At 60.3% G+C, this 18,263-nt stretch carries 16 protein-coding genes; 13 read left to right on the top strand and 3 right to left on the bottom strand.

Annotated elements, in window-relative coordinates:
* Nucleotides 1–91: 91 nt before the first annotated feature.
* The 10 genes from EYD00_RS15265 (at nt 92) to EYD00_RS15220 (ending at nt 12,706) form a co-directional block, all read left to right on the top strand.
* Nucleotides 92–1,255, top strand: coding sequence for a M20 aminoacylase family protein (locus EYD00_RS15265; RefSeq protein WP_004445263.1), 1,164 nt, complete (start codon nt 92–94; stop codon nt 1,253–1,255).
* Nucleotides 1,256–1,304: 49 nt separating this feature from the next.
* Nucleotides 1,305–3,155, top strand: coding sequence for an ABC transporter ATP-binding protein (locus tag EYD00_RS15260; protein ID WP_022562770.1), 1,851 nt, complete (start codon nt 1,305–1,307; stop codon nt 3,153–3,155).
* Between the two features lie 283 nt (nt 3,156–3,438).
* Nucleotides 3,439–4,392 carry a sugar-binding transcriptional regulator gene (locus EYD00_RS15255; RefSeq protein ID WP_034496830.1) on the top strand — a complete coding sequence of 318 codons (954 nt, stop codon included), beginning with the start codon at nt 3,439–3,441 and terminating at the stop codon, nt 4,390–4,392.
* Between the two features lie 144 nt (nt 4,393–4,536).
* A complete protein-coding gene (locus tag EYD00_RS15250; RefSeq protein WP_034496827.1) occupies nt 4,537–5,850 on the top strand; it encodes an ABC transporter substrate-binding protein in 1,314 nt (437 codons plus the stop codon).
* Between the two features lie 166 nt (nt 5,851–6,016).
* Nucleotides 6,017–6,889, top strand: coding sequence for a carbohydrate ABC transporter permease (locus EYD00_RS15245; protein ID WP_034496826.1), 873 nt, complete (start codon nt 6,017–6,019; stop codon nt 6,887–6,889).
* A 12-nt stretch (nt 6,890–6,901) separates the two neighbouring features.
* A complete protein-coding gene (locus EYD00_RS15240; RefSeq protein ID WP_004445255.1) occupies nt 6,902–7,726 on the top strand; it encodes a carbohydrate ABC transporter permease in 825 nt (274 codons plus the stop codon).
* A 12-nt stretch (nt 7,727–7,738) separates the two neighbouring features.
* Nucleotides 7,739–8,737, top strand: a complete 999-nt coding sequence (locus EYD00_RS15235; protein WP_006698332.1) for an ABC transporter ATP-binding protein — start codon at nt 7,739–7,741, stop codon at nt 8,735–8,737.
* A gap of 119 nt (nt 8,738–8,856) precedes the next feature.
* Entirely contained in the window at nt 8,857–10,341 is a 1,485-nt protein-coding gene (locus EYD00_RS15230) for a mannitol dehydrogenase family protein (protein WP_034496824.1), read from the top strand.
* A 7-nt stretch (nt 10,342–10,348) separates the two neighbouring features.
* Nucleotides 10,349–11,068 carry an HAD family hydrolase gene (locus EYD00_RS15225; RefSeq protein WP_034496821.1) on the top strand — a complete coding sequence of 240 codons (720 nt, stop codon included), beginning with the start codon at nt 10,349–10,351 and terminating at the stop codon, nt 11,066–11,068.
* A 60-nt stretch (nt 11,069–11,128) separates the two neighbouring features.
* Nucleotides 11,129–12,706, top strand: coding sequence for an FGGY-family carbohydrate kinase (locus EYD00_RS15220; RefSeq protein ID WP_034496819.1), 1,578 nt, complete (start codon nt 11,129–11,131; stop codon nt 12,704–12,706).
* 103 nt (nt 12,707–12,809) lie between these two features.
* Here EYD00_RS15220 and EYD00_RS15215 read toward each other — a convergent pair whose 3' ends face one another.
* Nucleotides 12,810–13,643, bottom strand: a complete 834-nt coding sequence (locus EYD00_RS15215; RefSeq protein WP_045531793.1) for a MurR/RpiR family transcriptional regulator — start codon at nt 13,641–13,643, stop codon at nt 12,810–12,812.
* A gap of 295 nt (nt 13,644–13,938) precedes the next feature.
* On the opposite strand from EYD00_RS15215, the gene EYD00_RS15210 reads away from it, so the two are divergent.
* Nucleotides 13,939–14,676, top strand: a complete 738-nt coding sequence (locus tag EYD00_RS15210; protein WP_004445244.1) for a sulfate transporter family protein — start codon at nt 13,939–13,941, stop codon at nt 14,674–14,676.
* Here EYD00_RS15210 and nth read toward each other — a convergent pair.
* A complete protein-coding gene (gene nth, locus EYD00_RS15205; protein ID WP_006698327.1) occupies nt 14,638–15,420 on the bottom strand; it encodes an endonuclease III in 783 nt (260 codons plus the stop codon). The two genes, EYD00_RS15210 and nth, sit on opposite strands and share 39 nt — an antisense overlap.
* A 37-nt stretch (nt 15,421–15,457) precedes the next feature.
* Here nth and EYD00_RS15200 point away from each other — a divergent pair, with 37 nt between their 5' ends.
* On the top strand, nt 15,458–15,937 hold the full coding sequence (locus EYD00_RS15200; RefSeq protein ID WP_004445240.1) for a DUF2244 domain-containing protein: 480 nt from the start codon (nt 15,458–15,460) through the stop codon (nt 15,935–15,937).
* A 217-nt stretch (nt 15,938–16,154) separates the two neighbouring features.
* Nucleotides 16,155–17,027 (top strand): methylated-DNA--[protein]-cysteine S-methyltransferase, encoded by an 873-nt coding sequence (locus tag EYD00_RS15195; RefSeq protein ID WP_034496818.1) that lies wholly within the window; start codon nt 16,155–16,157, stop codon nt 17,025–17,027.
* Between the two features lie 68 nt (nt 17,028–17,095).
* On the opposite strand, the gene EYD00_RS15190 is transcribed toward EYD00_RS15195, so the two are convergent.
* A complete protein-coding gene (locus EYD00_RS15190; protein ID WP_034497564.1) occupies nt 17,096–18,070 on the bottom strand; it encodes a sugar-binding transcriptional regulator in 975 nt (324 codons plus the stop codon).
* Nucleotides 18,071–18,263 lie beyond the last annotated feature (193 nt).

Raw genomic sequence — 18,263 nt, 5'->3', positions numbered from 1 at the left:
TGCAGCAAATTTCATGCTTGCAAAAGAGGAAATTCCAAACTCAATATGGCGTCCGACAACCCGGCGGGGAACAAAAAAAGGGAAAAAGAGAATGCCGATATTGAACCGTGTGGCTGAAATGCAGGAAGAAGTTGCCGGCTGGAGGCGCCATCTGCATGAACACCCGGAACTGCTCTACGATGTCTACGAAACATCGAAATTCGTTGCCGAAAAACTGAAATCCTTCGGCTGCGACGTGGTCGAAACGGGCATTGGCAAAACAGGCGTGGTCGGCATCATCAAGGGCCGGCACGGGGATGGTCCGACCATCGGTTTCCGATCCGACATGGATGCGCTGCCGATCCTTGAGACGAGCGGCAAGCCATGGGCCTCGAAGACGCCGGGCAAGGCCCATTCCTGCGGTCATGACGGGCATACCGCCATGCTTTTGGGTGCGGCGCAATATCTGGCCGAGACGCGCAATTTCAAGGGGTCGGTGGCCGTGATCTTCCAGCCGGCGGAAGAAGGTGGCGCGGGAGCGCTTGCCATGTTGAATGACGGCATGATGGAGAAATTCGGCATCTCGCAGGTCTATGGCATGCATAACGAGCCGGGCATCCCCGTCGGGCAGTTCGCCATCCGCAAGGGTTCCACCATGGCGGCTGCGGACAGTTTCGAAATCACCATCACCGGCAAGGGCAGCCATGCGGCGGCACCGCATCTTTCCATCGATCCGGTGCTGACTTCGGCGCATATCATCATCGCCCTGCAATCCATTGTCTCGCGCGAGACGGATCCGTTGAAATCACTCGTCGTCACCGTGGCCACCACCCATGGCGGCACGGCGTCCAACGTCATTCCCGGTGCAGTGACGCTGACCGGCACCGTGCGCACGCTGCTGCCGGAGACCCGCGATTTCGCCGAAAAGCGCCTCAAGGAAGTGGCCGCCGCCACCGCCATGGCCCATGGCGCGACGGTGGAGGTGAAATACGATCGCGGTTATCCCGTCACGTTCAACCACAGTGACGAGACAGAATTCGCGACCGGCGTGGCGATGGGTGTGGCCGGCGCCAACGCCGTCAACACCAATCCCAATCCGCATATGGGCGCCGAGGATTTCTCCTACATGCTGGAAGCGCGCCCCGGCGCCTTCATCTTCATCGGCAATGGCGATACCGCCGGACTGCACAATGCCGCCTATGATTTCAACGACGACGCGCTGCCTTACGGCATCAGCTACTGGGTTTCGATGGCCGAAACTGCACTTGCTGCATGAGACATCCGGCGGCCCCTCGTGGCCGCCTTCTGCTTTTCAGGAGATCGGCATGCTTTTGGCAGCGACATCAATGGAACAGACCGGCGGTTCGGTCAGCCCGGTTTTATCGGTTCAAAATCTCACCACCTCCTTCCGCGTCGATGGCGGCTGGAAATCCGTGGTGCGCAATATGAGTTTCGAGATCGCGCCGCGTGAGACGGTGGCGATCGTCGGCGAGAGCGGCTCGGGCAAGAGCGTCACCTCGCTCTCCATCATGCGGCTGCTCGATAAAAAGACGAGCCGCATCGAAGGCAAGGTCATGCTCGGCGGGCGCGATCTGCTGGCACTGCCGGAAGAAGAGATGCGCAAGGTCCGCGGCAAGGACATTTCGATGATCTTCCAGGAGCCGATGACCAGCCTCAACCCGATCTTTCCGATCGGCAAGCAGATCGCCGAAGCGCTGACCGTGCATCAGGATATTTCCTCCTCTGCCGCAAAGGCCGAGGTCATCCGGCTTCTGGAAAAAGTCCGCATTCCCAATGCGAAGAACCGTTTCGACGATTATCCTCACCAGTTTTCCGGCGGCATGCGCCAGCGCGTGATGATCGCCATGGCGCTTGCCTCCAAACCGAAGCTGCTGATCGCCGACGAGCCGACGACGGCGCTCGACGTGACCATCCAGGGCCAGATTCTCGACCTCATCAAGACATTGCAGGAAGAGGAGGGCATGTCGGTTCTCTTCATCACCCACGATATGGGCGTGGTGGCGGAAGTCTCTGACCGCACCATCGTCATGTTCCGTGGCGATGTGGTGGAAACCGGCACCACCGACGACATTTTCCATCGTGGCCGCCACCCATATACGCGAGCCCTGCTTTCCGCGGTGCCGAAGCTGGGTTCGATGAAGGAAAGGCTGCTGCCGGCCCGTTTCCCGATCATCGATATCAAGACCGGCGAAAGTCAGCCTGTCGCGGACGTGAAGGATACTGTCTCCGGCGGCCGCACGCCCATCCTTTCGGTCAAGGATCTGACCACCCGTTTCGACATCCGCTCCGGCCTATTCGGCCGCAAATCCGGCGCCGTGCATGCGGTGGAAAAGGTTTCCTTCGATCTCGCCGAGGGCGAAACCCTCTCGCTGGTGGGTGAATCGGGCTGCGGCAAGTCCACCACGGGCCGCTCCATCACCCGGCTGATCGAGCCGACGTCAGGCGATGTCATGCTCGATGGCTACGAGGTGCTGAAGCTCGACAAGACGACGCTGCGAACCATGCGCCGCAGCGTGCAGATGATCTTCCAGGACCCCTTCGCCTCGCTCGACCCGCGCATGAGCGTCGGCACGGCGATCATGGAGCCCTTTATCGAACATCGCCTCGGAACCAAACAGCAGGCCCGGGAAAAGGCTGCCGATCTTCTGGAAAAAGTGGGCCTGAGCCCGGATATGATGCGGCGCTTCCCGCATGAATTTTCCGGCGGCCAGCGCCAGCGCATCGCCATTGCCCGCTCGCTGATGCTCGATCCCAAGGTCATCGTCGCCGATGAGGCGGTATCGGCGCTCGATGTCTCGATCAAGGCGCAGGTCTGCAACCTGCTGCTCGACCTGCAGCAAAACCTCAACCTCGCCTTCCTGTTCATCAGCCATGACATGGCGGTGGTGGAACGCGTCAGTCACCGGGTGGCGGTGATGTATCTTGGCGAGATCGTCGAGATCGGCCCGCGCGCGGCCGTTTTCGATAATCCCCAGCACCCCTATACGAAGAAGCTGATGTCCGCCGTTCCGGTGCCTGATCCCGCGCGACGGCAGATCAAGCGCAACATGGCGACCGACGAGATCAGAAGCCCAATCCGGCCGGTGGACTATGTGCCGCCGCAGCGGCTTTATCGTGAGGTTTCGGCGGGGCATCTGGTCCAGGAAGCGGCTTGATTGAGCAGTGCTGGCTTCGGGCTGAGCGCCGGTAGGGAATCGGGCGGCGGCCACTTGTTTCTTCTCCCCGAGGGGGGAGAAGTCCGCGGCAGCGGGATGAGTGGGCAAGCTCCCCGCATATCGCTGGCGTTGCCCCCTCATCTGACCCTTCGGGCCACCTTCTCCCCGGCGGGGAGAAGAATTACGCCGCACCGCCCAGCGTTCTCTTCCGCATCCCCCGTTTGACAGCCGCTGCAAAAAAATGCCAGCAAATGCGCAGACGTAATTCTCAGAGGGCAGCGGCATGGCCAGACGAAACGACGCACATGGACGGCTGGATGATGCGGCCCGTGCCGGCTGGCTTTATTATGTCGCCGGTCGCACGCAGGACGAGATCGCCGCCGCCATGGGCATTTCCCGGCAGTCGGCGCAGCGGCTGGTGTCGCTGGCCGTTGCCGAGCGGCTGATCAAGGTTCGGCTCGACCACCCCATCGCCGCCTGTCTCGAAAAAGCCGAACGTCTCAAGGAGAAATTCGGCCTTGGATATATCGAAGTCGTGCCGAGCGATCCTGCCGGGATTTCTTCCACGGTGGGTATCGCCGAGGCCGGAGCGGCGGAAATCGAGCGCTGGCTGAGAAATGTCGATCCCATCGTGCTCGCCATCGGCACCGGCCGTACATTGAAGGCCGCCGTGGACCAGCTGCCGCCGATGGAATGCCCGCAGCACCGCATCGTCTCGCTGACGGGCAATATCGGCCCAGACGGATCGGCCGCCTATTACAACGTCATCTTCAGCATGGCCGATGCCATCAAGGCAAGGCATTTCCCGATGCCGCTGCCGGTGCTCTGCTCATCGGCGGAAGAACGCGAATTGCTGCACGATCAATCCATGGTGCGCTCCACGCTGGCGCTGGGGGCCGCTGCCAATGTTACCTTCATCGGTATCGGTGAGCTCGGCGAAAATGCACCGCTCTGCGTCGATGGGTTTCTTGATGTCGACGAGATGAAGGCACTGATGGCGAGCGGGGCGGTGGGAGAGATTTGTGGGTGGATTTATGATGCCAACGGCCACATCCTCGATCACGCTGTCAACGAGCGCGTCGCCTCCGTTCCTATTCCCTCACGAGACACCTGCACCGTCATCGGCATGGCGCAGGGTGCCCGCAAGAACGCATCGATTCTGGCGGCGCTGAAGGGTGGCCTGTTGAACGGCCTCATCACCGATGAAGCGACAAGTGAATATTTGCTCACACGCTGAGCAAAAATTAATTAAGTAAAATCAAGAGCTTGGTTTTTCCCTGTGCGTCGCAGCACAGGATGTCGCTTGACATTTTTGGTCTCCGGGTGAGTAAATGCCCCAGAGCAAAGCGAATGCTCATCATTTTTCTTCTGGGAGGAAGATATGACATTGAAGACCATTTTGCTGGGCGCATGCTCGGCACTCGCCTTTTCGACCCTTGCTTCCGCTGAGACGCTGACCATTGCCACCGTGAACAACGGCGACATGATCCGCATGCAGGGTCTCACCTCGGACTTCACCGCCAAGAACCCGGATATCAAGGTCGAATGGGTAACGCTTGAAGAAAACGTCCTGCGCGAGCGCGTGACGACCGATATCGCCACCAATGGCGGTCAATATGACATCATGACCATCGGCAACTACGAAGTGCCGATCTGGGCCAAGCAGGGCTGGCTGCTGCCGCTCGAAAAGCTCGGCGACAAATATGACGTCGACGACATTCTGCCGGCGATCCGTGGCGGCCTTTCCGCTGATGGCAAGCTTTACGCAGCCCCCTTCTACGGCGAATCCGCCATGATCATGTATCGCAAGGACCTGTTTGAAAAAGCCGGCCTGAAGATGCCTGATAACCCCACATGGGAATTCATCGGCGATGCGGCCCGCAAGATCACCGACCGCAAGGCCGATATCAACGGCATCTGCCTGCGCGGCAAGGCCGGCTGGGGCGAGAACATGGCCTTCATCAGCGCGCTCACCAACTCCTTCGGTGGCCGCTGGTTCGATGAAAACTGGAAGCCGCAGTTCGATCAGCCGGAATGGAAGAGCTCGCTGCAGTTCTACGTCGATCTGATGAAGGATGCCGGCCCGTCCGGCGCCTCCTCCAACGGTTTCAATGAAAACCTGACGCTGTTCCAGCAGGGCAAATGCGGCATGTGGATTGACGCCACTGTGGCTGCCTCCTTCGTGTCCAACCCGAAGGATTCCACCGTTGCCGACAAGGTGGGTTACGCGCTCTTCCCGACCCATGGCGAGCTGAAGAACCACGGCAACTGGCTGTGGTCCTGGAACCTTGCTATCCCGAAGAGCTCGCAGAAGGCCGAAGCCGCTGAGAAGTTCATCTCCTGGGCAACCAGCAAGGACTACACCGCACTCGTCGCTTCCAAGGAAGGCTGGGCAAACGTGCCTCCGGGCACGCGCACCTCGCTTTACAAGAACGCCGACTATGAAAAGGCAGCCGCCTTCGCCAAGCCGACGCTTGCCGCCATGGATGCCGCCGACATCACCAAGCCGACTGTAAAGCCCGTGCCTTACACCGGTGGCCAGTTCGTGGCGATCCCTGAATTCCAGGCGCTCGGCACCACGGTTGGTCAGCTGTTCTCGGCGGTCGTTGCCGGCCAGTCCAGCGTCGATGATGCGCTTGCCAGCGCCCAGTCGACGGCGACGCGTGAAATGACCCGCGCCGGTTACATCAAGTAATCCTCCCGAAGATCGCTGTCCGGCGCCAATGCCGGGCAGCGAGACTGCGGGCTGAAGACCGCCATGCGGCTTCGATAGCTTTCAAATCAAAACAAGAATGAGCCGGTTCTTCCGGATATGCCGGGCGCATCTCTTGATGCCCGAGCCCAAGGGGAGGTGAGTGCAAATGGCAACACGAAACACAAGCGGTCTTGCGCGGGTGATGCTTGCGCCTTCGGTTCTGCTGCTTCTGGTCTGGATGATCGTGCCTCTGGCAATGACCCTGTGGTTCTCGTTCCAGAACTACAACCTCCTGAACCCGGCCAATGTCAGCTTCGCCGGCCTGTTCAATTATCAGTATTTCTACACCGACCCCGCCTTTTTCCAGTCGATCTGGAACACGCTGCTGATCGTCGGCGGGGTGCTTTTGATCACCGTCATCGGCGGCATTGCCATTGCTCTGTTGCTTGACAACGACATTTTCGGCCAGGGCATCGTGCGCATCATGATCATCTCGCCCTTCTTCGTCATGCCGCCGGTTGCCGCGCTGGTGTGGAAGAACATGATCATGCATCCCGGCTACGGCGTGCTTGCCGATCTCTCGCGCTTTTTCGGTTTCCAGCCTGTGGACTGGTTTGCACAGTTTCCGCTGCTGTCCATCATCATCATCGTCGCCTGGCAATGGTTGCCCTTTGCGACGCTGATCCTGCTCACCGCGCTGCAATCGCTCGATGGTGAACAGAAGGAAGCGGCCGAGATGGATGGCGCCAACTTCGCCAACCGCTTCATCTATCTGACGCTGCCGCATCTTTCCCGCGCCATCACCGTCGTTATTCTGATCCAGACAATCTTCCTGCTCGGTGTCTACGCGGAAATCCTCGTCACCACCAATGGCGGCCCAGGCTACGCTTCCACCAACCTTGCCTTCCTGATCTATCGCACCGCGCTTCTGGGTTACGACGTGGGTGGCGCTTCGGCCGGCGGTATCATCGCCGTCATCCTCGCCAATATCGTCGCCATCTTCCTGATGCGCGCGGTCGGCAAGAACCTCGACCGGTAAAGGGGAAACATCATGGCCCGCAAGACAACCACTCGCGCAAAGATCGGCTTCTCCATCGCTGCATGGATCGTCGCGCTCCTGCTGTTCTTCCCGATCCTTTACGCCTTCCTCACTTCGATCAAGACCGAGCCGGAGGCGATCGCCGGCTTCAGCCTCATTCCCTCGGGCACGCTTGAGAATTACGTGACGGTCCAGACCCAGCGCGATTACTTCAAGCCCTTCATGAACTCGGTCGTGCTGTCGCTCGGCTCGACAATCATCGCGCTGATCATCGCCATTCCTGCCGCCTGGGCCATGGCGTTCTCGCCGACCAAGCGCACCAAGGACATTTTGATGTGGATGCTTTCCACCAAGATGATGCCGGCGGTGGCCGTGCTGGTGCCGATCTATCTGATATTCCGCAATGCCGGTCTGCTCGACACACGCATTGGCCTCACCATCATGCTGACTTTCATCAACCTGCCGATCGTCATCTGGATGCTCTACACCTATTTCCGGGAAATTCCCGGCGAGATCCTGGAAGCCGCGCGCATGGATGGCGCATCGCTGTGGAACGAGATCGTGCATGTGCTGACGCCGATGGCGGTGCCCGGCATTGCTTCGACGCTGCTCTTGAACGTCATCCTCGCCTGGAATGAATCCTTCTGGACCATCCGGTTGACCACCACCAATGCCGCGCCGTTGACAGCCTTCATCGCCTCCTTCTCCTCGCCGCAGGGGCTGTTCTGGGCAAAACTTTCGGCCGCCTCGATGATGGCGATCGCCCCCATTCTCGTCATTGGCTGGTTCTCGCAGAAGCAACTCGTGCGTGGCCTGACCTTCGGCGCCGTGAAATAAGGAACGACAATCATGGGCAGCATTTCCCTTCAGAACGTGTCCAAGGTCTTCGGTGAGGCAAAGGTCATTCCGTCGATCGATCTCGATATCCACGATGGCGAATTCGTCGTCTTCGTCGGTCCCTCCGGTTGCGGCAAGTCCACGCTTTTGCGCCTGATCGCCGGGCTGGAGGATGTCTCCGGCGGCAAGATCGTCATCGACGGCAAGGATGTGACCGAGCGTGCGCCGGCCGAACGTGGCCTTGCCATGGTGTTCCAGTCCTATGCGCTTTATCCGCATATGAGCGTCAGAAACAACATCGCCTTCCCGCTGAAGATGGCCAAGCTCGACAAGGCGGTTATCGACAAGAAGGTGGAGGATGCGGCACGGGTGCTGAACCTCACCGATTATCTCGAACGCCGGCCCTCACAGCTCTCGGGCGGCCAGCGCCAGCGCGTGGCCATCGGCCGCGCCATCGTGCGCGAGCCTTCCGCGTTCCTGTTTGATGAGCCGCTCTCCAACCTCGATGCGGCGCTGCGCGGCACCATGCGGCTGGAAATCTCCGAGCTGCACAACACGCTGAAAACGACGATGATCTACGTTACCCACGACCAGGTGGAGGCCATGACCATGGCCGACAAGATCGTGGTGCTGAACCGTGGCAATATCGAGCAGGTCGGTTCCCCGATGGAGCTCTATCGCTCTCCCGCCAACCTCTTCGTCGCCGGCTTCATCGGCTCGCCGCGCATGAACCTCATCACCGGTGACTTCGCCCGCCAAAAGGGTGCCGCCACAGCCGGGGTTCGGCCGGAACATTTGGTGCTGTCGAAGGAAAGCGGTCTCTGGCAGGGCAAGGTCACCGTCGCCGAACATCTCGGCTCCGACACATTTCTGCATATCGATGTCCCAGGCATCGGCCCGATTACCGCCCGCGCGGACGGCGAATTCGCCTGCAAGCACGGCGACACTGTCTTCATCACGCCCGACGATACCAAAATCCACAGGTTCGATGACAAGGGCAAGGCAATCTAGGCGGGGCTGGCCCTAAAGACGCAGCGGCTCGCCATTCGGTGGTGGCCGTTTGCAGATAGTCCGAATGCCCGCGACAGGGCGATTGGCAAGACCACCGTTTTCCCTTCGAGGATCATGACATGACATGCAAACTTTCCCTCGCAACGCTTGACGAAGCAAAAAAGACCGCGGCCGTTCCGTCCTACAGCCGGGACGATCTTTCTGCCGGCATCGTGCATTTCGGCGTTGGCAATTTCCACCGCGCCCATCAGGCGGTTTATCTCGACGACCTGTTCAACACCGGAGCGGACCATGACTTCGCGATCATCGGCGCGGGTGTCCTGCCGTCGGATACGGTGATGCGCGAAAAACTCGCCGCACAGGATTTCCTGACGACCGTTGTGGAGCAGGACAATAACCGCACCGGTGCGCGTGTCACCGGGCCGATGATCGATATTCTGCCGGTCGGAGACAGCGAGGCGATCGTCGAAAAACTGGCCGATCCGAAGATTCGCATCGTCTCCATGACGATCACGGAAGGCGGTTACTTCATTGACGCCTCCGGCTCCTTCAATCCGCAGCATCCAGCGATTGCCGAAGACGGCAGAAATCCGGCTTCGCCGAAAACCGTGTTCGGGCTGATCGTCGCCGGGCTGAAGGTGCGGCGCGACAGAGGCGTGCAGCCTTTCACCGTCATGTCCTGCGACAACATTCCGCATAATGGCAAGGTCACGAAAAATGCCGTGGTCGGGCTGGCGGCCCTGTCCGATCCTGCCTTTGCCAACTGGATTGGCGAAAACGTTGCCTTCCCCAATTCGATGGTCGACCGCATCACGCCAGCCACCGGCGAGCGCGAACGCAACATCGCCCAAGACGATTTTGGCATCGAAGACAATTGGCCGGTGTTCTGCGAAGAATTCAAGCAATGGGTGATGGAGGATAATTTCCCGGCGGGCCGCCCGGCGCTCGAGAAAGCGGGCGTGCAGTTCGTATCCGATGTTGCGCCCTATGAGCATATGAAAATCCGCATCCTCAATGGCGGCCATGCGGCAATCGCCTATCCGGCGGCGCTGCTCGACATCCACTTTGTCCACGAGGCGATGGAGCATCCGCTGATCCGGGCGTTTCTGGCAAAGCTCGAAAAGGAAGAGATCATACCGGTCATTCCGCCGGTGCCGGATACGGACCTCAATGAGTATTTCTCGCTGATCGAGCGGCGCTTCCTCAATCCGAAGATTGGCGACACCATTCCGCGTCTGGCGCAGGACGGTTCCAACCGCCAGCCGAAATTCATCCTGCCTTCCACCGCCGACCGGCTGGAGCGCGGAGAGGATATCACCGGTCTTTCGCTGGTTTCGGCCTTGTGGTGCCGTTATTTTCAGGGCACCTCGGACAGCGGCAAGGAAATCGTCTTCAACGATGCCAGCGCCGAGCGCCTGCAGGCGGCGGCCATCAAGGCCAAGGACGATCCCATGGCCTTCCTCGCGCTTAACGATATTTTCGGAGCAGTTGCCGAATCGGAACTTTTCCGTAAACGCTTCGCCCACGCGCTGAAGACGCTGTGGCAAGAGGGTACAGCGAAGACCTTGCAGCTTTATCTGGATGACAAGCTGACCGAAAAGTGACGATGAGATGGAAGACGACACCGGCCCCCTTTTGATTTTCGACTGCGACGGCGTTCTCGTCGATAGCGAGCCGGTTTCCATCTCCGTCCTCCTCGACATGCTCTCCCATCTGGGTGTGACGATGGGGGAGGAGGAAGCCTATGAGCGCTTTCTCGGCCGAAGCGTCGCCAGCATGACAAGGACGTTGTTCGAGGATTACGGAGTCGAGACGGATATCGATTTTCTCGATCATATGCGGGCGACGCTGTTCGAGCGCTTCAAAAGCGAGTTGCAGCCGATCGACGGCATTGCGCAGACGCTCGACAGGCTTATGCCATTCAGGCGCTGTGTTGCTTCCTCCAGTCAGCCGGAACGTATCCGTTATTCACTGGGGCTGACCGGCCTGATCGACAAATTCGAACCGCATGTCTTCAGCGCCACCATGGTGAAGAACGGCAAGCCGGCGCCTGATCTCTTCCTGCACGCGGCACGCCAGATGGGCGTCGATCCGCGTCACTGCATCGTGATCGAGGACAGCCCGGCCGGTATTGCCGCGGCAAAGGCCGCCGGCATGGGCGTTTTTGCTTTTACCGGTGGTTCGCATGCCCGTTTTCCCGCATTCCGTGAAAAGATCGCCGGGCTTGGCGCGGATGCCGTGTTTGACGCGATGCCGGATTTGGTCCAACTTGTCGGCAGCTATGTGGGGAAGGGCGGTTTGGGCGGCCAAGCGGAACGTGATGCAGGCTAAAACGGATTTCGCCTGCCGCCGCTGTCGCCGGGCCGTTGCGCAAGGGATGGAATTGCAGTCTTGAAGCGTCAAAATCTCGTCGCTGTCGATGTCGGCACCGCCAGCGCCCGGGCCGGCATTTTCGATGCGGCCGGCCGGCTGCTTGCCCGCGCCACCCATCCGATCCTGATGCAGAGACCGCAGGAAAACCACGCCGAACATGATTCCACCGACATATGGAAGGCAGTCTGCATCGTGGTAAGGGCAGCGCTTGCCGAGGCGGGTGTTGCGCCGGAAAGCATTGCTGCAATCGGTTTCGATGCCACCTGTTCGCTCGTCATCCGCGATGGGCGGGGTGAGCCGGTTTCGGTATCCGTGACCGGGGAAGACCGGTTCGACACCATCGTCTGGCTCGATCACCGGGCGATATCGGAGGCCGACCGGCTGACGGCATCGGGACACCGGGTGCTGGATTTCGCCGGCAACAGCGTCTCGCCGGAAATGCAGATGCCGAAGCTGATGTGGCTGAAGCAGCATATGCCCGGGAGCTGGTCGCGCATGTCCTTAGCCTTCGATCTGGCGGATTTCCTGACGTGGAAAGCGACCGGTTCAGCAAAACGTTCTAATTGCACGCAGACGGCGAAGTGGAATTTTCTTGCGCAGGAAAATCCCGGCTGGCAGGCGGATTATCTCGAACTGGCGGGGCTTGCCGACTTGAGAGAGCGGGCGGGGCTCCCCGAAACCACCGTGATGCCGGGAGAAAGCATCGGTCCGCTTTCGCCCGAAGCTGCAGCCGAGCTTGGGCTGGATACCGGTTGTCAGGTCGCTGCGGGCATGATCGACGCCTATGCCGGCGCGCTGGGGGCGCTGGGCGGATGCCTGTCTGCCGATGTTGGCCGCCATGTTGCGCTGATCGCCGGGACTTCGAGCTGCCTTGTCGCTGTGTCGGAGCGGCAGATGCCCGGCCATAGCCTCTGGGGCCCCTATTGGCAGGCGATCCTGCCCGGGCACTGGTTGGTGGAGGGCGGGCAATCGGCCACCGGCGCGCTGCTCGATCATATGGTACGCATGCATGCAGCGGGCGGGGAGCCGGATACGGCGCTGCATGCCCGCATCGTTGCGCGGGTAACGGAATTGCGGGCGCTTGAGGGCGAGGCCTTTGCCGAGCGGCTGCATGTGCTGCCGGATTTTCACGGCAACCGCTCCCCGCTTGCCGATCCGCACGCCGTCGGCGTCATCAGCGGGCTGACATTGGATACGTCTTTCGACAGCCTCTGCCGTCTCTATTGGCGCACCGCCGTGGCGATTGCGCTCGGCGCGCGCCATGTGCTCGATGCGATGGAGCGTTTCGGTTATGCCGTGGAGAGCCTGCATGTCACTGGCGGACACGTGAAAAACCCGCTGCTGATGGAGCTTTATGCCGATGTGACCGGCAAGCGCATCGTGGTTCCCGCCACTGCCGATGCGGTGTTACTGGGCACGGCAATGACAGCGGCAACCGCCGGCGGGGTGCATGCAAGCCTCGCGGCTGCTGGCGCCGCCATGTATCCCGGCAACGCGGAAATATCAGGCGATCCGGCGCGGGGACCATGTTATGAGCGGGATTATCGCCGTTTTCTCGCCATGTACCGGCATCGTCAGGAGCTGGAAAGCCTTTGACTTATCAGCGTGGAATTTTTGCTGACGGATGCCGCGCGATTCTTCTCCGGCGGGAGAAGAAACAGGTGGTGGCCACTCGATCCTGCCGCCTGCCAAGCGCAGATCAGCCGCGTAGCGAGCGCTTCAGCGCGGCAAAGTTTTTCGCCCGCGCTTTTGTTGCGTCATCGGCCCCGGCGCTTAGCGCGCAGAGGGTGAATTCCAGCAGGGAAATCAGTTGCAGCAAGCCTTGGCCGCCATTTTGCGCCTGCGGCATGGCGAGACAGAGGTCGGCACTTTCCGGACCCCATTCGTAAAAGCGCGTGGTGATCAGCAATGTGCGATAGCCGCTCTTGCGCGCCATTGCAGCCAAGCGCTGCAGCGGTGACAGGCTGCCGCCGCAATCCATGATGACGAGCAGGGTCTTCGCGGCGTCGAAATCCCACAGGGCAACATAGGCGGCGCTGTCGCTACCGAGATAATGGATGTGCCCCCGGCTTTCGAGAAGACGCGCGTAGAAATGCCGCCCGGCATCGAGACCTTCCGGTGAGGTTGCCAGAAAGACATCGCCCGCCGTGGCGATCTCGTTCATGGCAAGCCGCCAGATTGACTGGGACGTCATGTCGAAGGCGGTCTGGACGGCCTGGATCTGCTGCGAAAGAAGCTGTGAAAACGGGTTGGACTGGCGTTCGCCGCCTTCCGCCGTTTCGGGCTGGTCCGCGCCGGCGGTTTCTTCGGCATGGCGCAGATCGGCGCGGATATCGCTGAACTGCCGGTATCCCAGCGAGCGCAGGAAACGTCCGACCGTCATCGGGCTGAGGCCGAGCTTCGCAGCCAGCGTCTGCGCCGTCTCGAACGGTAATTCGTCGAGATGTTCGATCAGATATTTGGCGATCTTGCGCTCGGAAGGGGTGCCTGCCTTCATGGCGCGCGTAAGGTTCAACAGCAGCTTTTCCACCAACGCCTCATTCTTATCTTTATTGAACGATGATGCATGCGCGCGCGCAGACAAGCGTGCGAACCGCAATTTGACGGTGGGGGATAGCTTTTCCGGCCTTGTCCTCCACCGGACCGGAATGCGAATTATGATAGGTATATTATTATATTTTAGAGATACCTTTTATTCAAGAGAAATTCCATCTCCGGTTTAGATCGCGCTAATCTACCTTTTGGGTCCCCGTCTTGCGCAGGATGGGGTCATCGCCTATCTCCTCCTGAGAGAGTGCCCCAACCCGAGAAGCTTCAAGGAGTTCCGAATGATTTTTGATGCGGCGCGGCTCGCCTTCCAAAATCTCTTTGCCGCCGAAACCCGGTCGGTGTTCTGGAAGGTACTGGGGCTCACCCTTCTCGTGCTCGCGGCCCTGTGGTTCGCCATCCGCTCGATCTTCATCTATTTCGCCCTGCCATGGATAGATGCGCTGATTCCCGGCGTGCCGGACTGGGCGGGCTGGCTGAGCTTCGTTTTCGCCATTTTCGCCGGAATAGGGCTGGCTTTGGCACTGGCGCTGCTCATCTCGCCGGTCACTGCCGTCATCGCCGGCCTGTTTCTCGACGATGTTGCCGAAGTGGTTGAGAAAAAGAGCTATCCGGACGATCCGCCCGGCAAGGCGATGCCGATGGGCGAGGCCGTGCTCTCCTCCATCAAGTTTTTCGGCGTTGTCATTGCCGGCAACCTCATTGCGCTTTTTCTGCTGCTTGTTCCCGGTATCAACCTCATCGCGTTTTTTCTGGTGAACGGTTACCTGCTCGGCCGGGAATTCTTCGAATTCGCGGCGATGCGTTTCCGCTCGCCCGCTGACGCCCGGCTGTTCCGGGTAAAACACCGCACCACCGTCTTCATGGCCGGGCTGGTCATTGCGGCCTTTCTGGCGGTTCCATTCCTCAACCTGCTGACGCCGCTTTTTGCGGCCTCCATGATGGTGCATCTGCACAAGGCTGTCAGCCGCCGCGACCCTTCATTCGCCGCCAGCCGAACCGAACAGCTGCGCGGGTAATTCCACCAGCGGCGCCGGAATATCGAAGGTCTTTTCCGGCGATTTGCAGATATCGGCGATCACGCAGCGCTCGCATTCCGGCTTGCGTGCCTTGCAGCAGTAACGCCCGTGCAGGATCAGCCAGTGATGGGCATGGAACAGATATTCTTCGGGAATGATGCGGATCAGCCGGTCTTCAACCTCGTCAGGGGTCTTGCCCGGCGCAAGACAGAGCCGGTTGGCGATGCGGAACACATGTGTGTCCACCGCAAGCGTGGGCACGCCGAAGGCCATCGACATCACCACATTGGCCGTCTTGCGGCCCACACCGGGAAGAGTCACCAGTTCGTCGCGGGTCTTCGGCACCTCGCCGCCGAAATTGTCGATCAGCATCTGCGACAGGGCAATGACGTTCTTCGCCTTGTTACGGTAAAGCCCGATGGTCTTGATGTAACCGATCAGTTCTTCCTCGCCGAGCGCCAGCATCTTTTCCGGCGTATCGGCCACCTTGAACAGCGCACGGGTGGCCCGGTTCACGCCCACATCGGTCGCCTGTGCGGACAGCGCCACAGCCACCAGCAGGGTAAAGGGATTGGTATGTTCCAGCTCGCCTTTCGGTTCCGGCCGCTGGATGGAAAAGCGGCGGAAGATTTCGCTGAGCTCCTCCCTGGAATAGGCCGTCTTCACCCGCGCCGGCCTGCGCGCGGCTGCCGGATTTGACTTTTTCAAGGTTTGGGTGCTGGATCGTTTCTTGGCGATTGTCATGGATTATCTATAGCCAGCCCGCCCAAAGGAAAGCAACGTGGATACGCTCAACGACCAGCCGATTTTCGCGGCGGAACTCGTTCCGCACCGTTCGCTTGGCCGCCGCGGTTTCCGGCTGCTTCTCATCCTGTCGGGATTTGCCTGCCTGATCTATGGCGGCTTTTTCTTCGCCACTGGAGCGTGGCCGATCGGCCTGTTTTTCGGACTGGATTTTCTGCTGCTTTATATCGCTTTCCGCGCCAATTACCGGGCGGCCAAGGCGCGGGAGGAGGTCAGCGTCTCGCGCACCAGCCTGTCGATCCGAAAATTCTCCCCTGCCGGACGAATGGTGGAGCATCGCTTCAATCCGTTCTGGGCGCGTTTCAGGGTGAGGCGGCATGACGAGATCGGCATCGTCTCGATGCATGTGACGGGCGAGGGCCGGGCGACCGACATCGGCTCGTTCCTCAATCCGGATGATCGGGAAAGCTTTGCCAAGGCGTTTGGCGGTGCCCTGGCGACAGTGCGGCGGATGTAAGAGGATAATCCAGCTCTCCCTCCGTCATTCCGGCCCTGAGCCGGAATCCAGCCGACGCGCGTCGGCGCGGCGGAAAAGACTCCTTTCAGCCCAAGGACTTGGGCTGGCTGGATACCCGCTCGAGGCCGGTATGACGGTAGAAATGGAACAGGGCGCAAGAAACGGGTGGAGACGACCACGCTTTAATGGTTTTCTCTTACCCGTTAGGAGATTTGCGATGAACGCCAATATTGCGCTGAACGAAGACATCACCCCCATCGGATCCGATTACGACACGGTGCGCGGGGTCATCGAGCTTTTGACGCTGGATTATCGCGAGCAGCCCTCCCTCGAAGCCATTGCCGCAAGGCTCGGCCAGTCACCGACGCAATTGCAGAAGACTTTCACCCGCTGGGCCGGCCTTTCGCCCAAGGCATTCCTTCAGGCTGTAACGCTCGATCATGCCAAGCGGCTTTTGCGCGAGGAGGATCTGCCGCTGCTCGAAACCTCGATCGAGGTCGGCATGTCGGGGCCGGGACGCCTGCACGACCTCTTCGTCACGCATGAAGCCATGTCGCCCGGCGAATGGAAGGCGAAGGGCGGCGGGCTGACGATCCGTTACGGGTTCCACGCCTCGCCCTTCGGTCTTGCGCTGGTCATGGTGACCGATCGTGGCCTTGCCGGCTGCGCTTTTGCCGATCCGGGTGAGGAGAGGGCCTGTTTTGAGGACATGGCCGGCCGCTGGCCGAATGCGGATTATGTCGAGGATCGCGAAGCGACCGCGCCTTATGCCGCCCGTATCTTCGATCCGTCCATGTGGTCGGCGGACAGGCCGCTGCGTGTTGTGCTGCTTGGCACGGATTTTCAGGTGCGGGTATGGGAAAGCCTCCTCAAAATCCCGATGGGCCGCGCGGTCACCTATTCGCACATCGCCTGTGATATCGGCCAGCCCACCGCCTCCCGTGCCGTGGGTGCCGCAGTGGGGGCAAACCCGGTGTCCTTCGTCGTTCCCTGCCATCGCGCTGTCGGCAAAAGCGGGGCTCTAACGGGTTACCATTGGGGCCTCACCCGCAAGCGGGCGATGCTGGGTTGGGAAACGGGGAAGGTGTGAGGCTGTCTCTCTCATCCCTGTGCTTGTCACAGGAAAGAGGGGTGTCTGAGTAGGCTGCCTGACAACGCCTAAACCAGCTCCATCAACGCCCGCGCCGCCGCCTCGTCCGTTATCAGCGTATTGCAGCCGATCCGCTTGATCGTGGCGCGGATGGCGATGGCGCGGTGGGCGCCGCCGGAGGCAAGCACGATGTGTTTGGCCTTGCGCAGCGTATCGAGATCGATCGCCATGGCGCGCTGGTTGATTGGGTGATCGACCGAGCGGCCCTCGGCATCGATGAAGTTGAACATGGTGTCGCAGACGCAGCCGGCGTCAATGAGTTCGCGCAGCGTCTCCCTGGAGATGAAACCTTCCGACAAAGATGTGGAGTGCGGGCCGATATCGCCGCAGGAGACGATGGCAAGATCGAGCGTTTCGGCGAGATCGTACAGCGTTGCAAGCCCGCATTTTTCGATCAGCGCCCGTTTGGTCTCAACCGAATCCACCAGCAGCGGTGCGAGGAACATGTAACATTCAGCGCCGAGCGCGCTCGCCAGCCGCCAGGTGTAATCGAGCGGGTTGGTCTGGTGCACGGCGACGATACCGCCGAGCAGCGAAACGACCTTGCAGTTCTCCCGGCGCGGCGGGCGGAAGCTGGAAAGCGAGGCGGTCATGGTGCGACCCCAGCCAACGCCGATGGTGGCGCCATTCGGCACCGCTTCGGAGAGAAATTGCCCGAGCGCCAGCCCGACGGCCTTGGCGGTGCCTTCGGCACTGGCTTTGTCTGGAGAGGGGATGATCACGGCCTCGTCCAGCCCGTAAGCCGCCTCAAGCTGGCCGGCCAGCGAGACGAAATCTTCGATGCCCTCATTGATCCATATCTGCACTTCGGAGCGCTTCATCGCTTCGTCCAGCAGGCGGATGACGGTGGAGCGGCTGATACCCAGTTTTTCGGCGACGTCCTTCTGCGTCATGCCCTGATTATAATAGAGCCATGCCGCCCGCAGCCGCAGCGAAGCCGCTTCCGAATAGGCCGTATGGGTTTCTCTTCTCAGTTTTGCCACGGTTTCCGCCATTCATTGTGTTCGCCGAGTATCGCAGGCATGAAACTTATGTCAATTGCGATGCGCAAATGTCTTGACTTTCGACCGTGACGCTTGCGATAGTCAAAGCCGACGAAACCGCGATTTCGGCCTTGGGCGCACCCATGGTGCGGGAACGAAATGACGGCTGAGCAAGTTTTCAAGAGATCATGAA

The organism is Agrobacterium sp. 33MFTa1.1, assembly GCF_004328495.1.
Lineage (GTDB): Bacteria > Pseudomonadota > Alphaproteobacteria > Rhizobiales > Rhizobiaceae > Agrobacterium > Agrobacterium pusense.
This window is presented reverse-complemented; position numbering and strand designations above follow the sequence as displayed.

Coding starts and splice junctions, on each gene's coding strand:
- EYD00_RS15250 (WP_034496827.1), top strand. CDS start 4,537: ATGACATTGAAGACCATTTTGCTGGGCGCATGCTCGGCACTCGCCTTT.
- EYD00_RS15255 (WP_034496830.1), top strand. CDS start 3,439: ATGGCCAGACGAAACGACGCACATGGACGGCTGGATGATGCGGCCCGT.
- EYD00_RS15260 (WP_022562770.1), top strand. CDS start 1,305: ATGCTTTTGGCAGCGACATCAATGGAACAGACCGGCGGTTCGGTCAGC.
- nth (WP_006698327.1), bottom strand. CDS start 15,420: ATGACAATCGCCAAGAAACGATCCAGCACCCAAACCTTGAAAAAGTCA.
- EYD00_RS15240 (WP_004445255.1), top strand. CDS start 6,902: ATGGCCCGCAAGACAACCACTCGCGCAAAGATCGGCTTCTCCATCGCT.
- EYD00_RS15225 (WP_034496821.1), top strand. CDS start 10,349: ATGGAAGACGACACCGGCCCCCTTTTGATTTTCGACTGCGACGGCGTT.
- EYD00_RS15245 (WP_034496826.1), top strand. CDS start 6,017: ATGGCAACACGAAACACAAGCGGTCTTGCGCGGGTGATGCTTGCGCCT.
- EYD00_RS15230 (WP_034496824.1), top strand. CDS start 8,857: ATGACATGCAAACTTTCCCTCGCAACGCTTGACGAAGCAAAAAAGACC.
- EYD00_RS15235 (WP_006698332.1), top strand. CDS start 7,739: ATGGGCAGCATTTCCCTTCAGAACGTGTCCAAGGTCTTCGGTGAGGCA.
- EYD00_RS15210 (WP_004445244.1), top strand. CDS start 13,939: ATGATTTTTGATGCGGCGCGGCTCGCCTTCCAAAATCTCTTTGCCGCC.
- EYD00_RS15265 (WP_004445263.1), top strand. CDS start 92: ATGCCGATATTGAACCGTGTGGCTGAAATGCAGGAAGAAGTTGCCGGC.
- EYD00_RS15195 (WP_034496818.1), top strand. CDS start 16,155: ATGAACGCCAATATTGCGCTGAACGAAGACATCACCCCCATCGGATCC.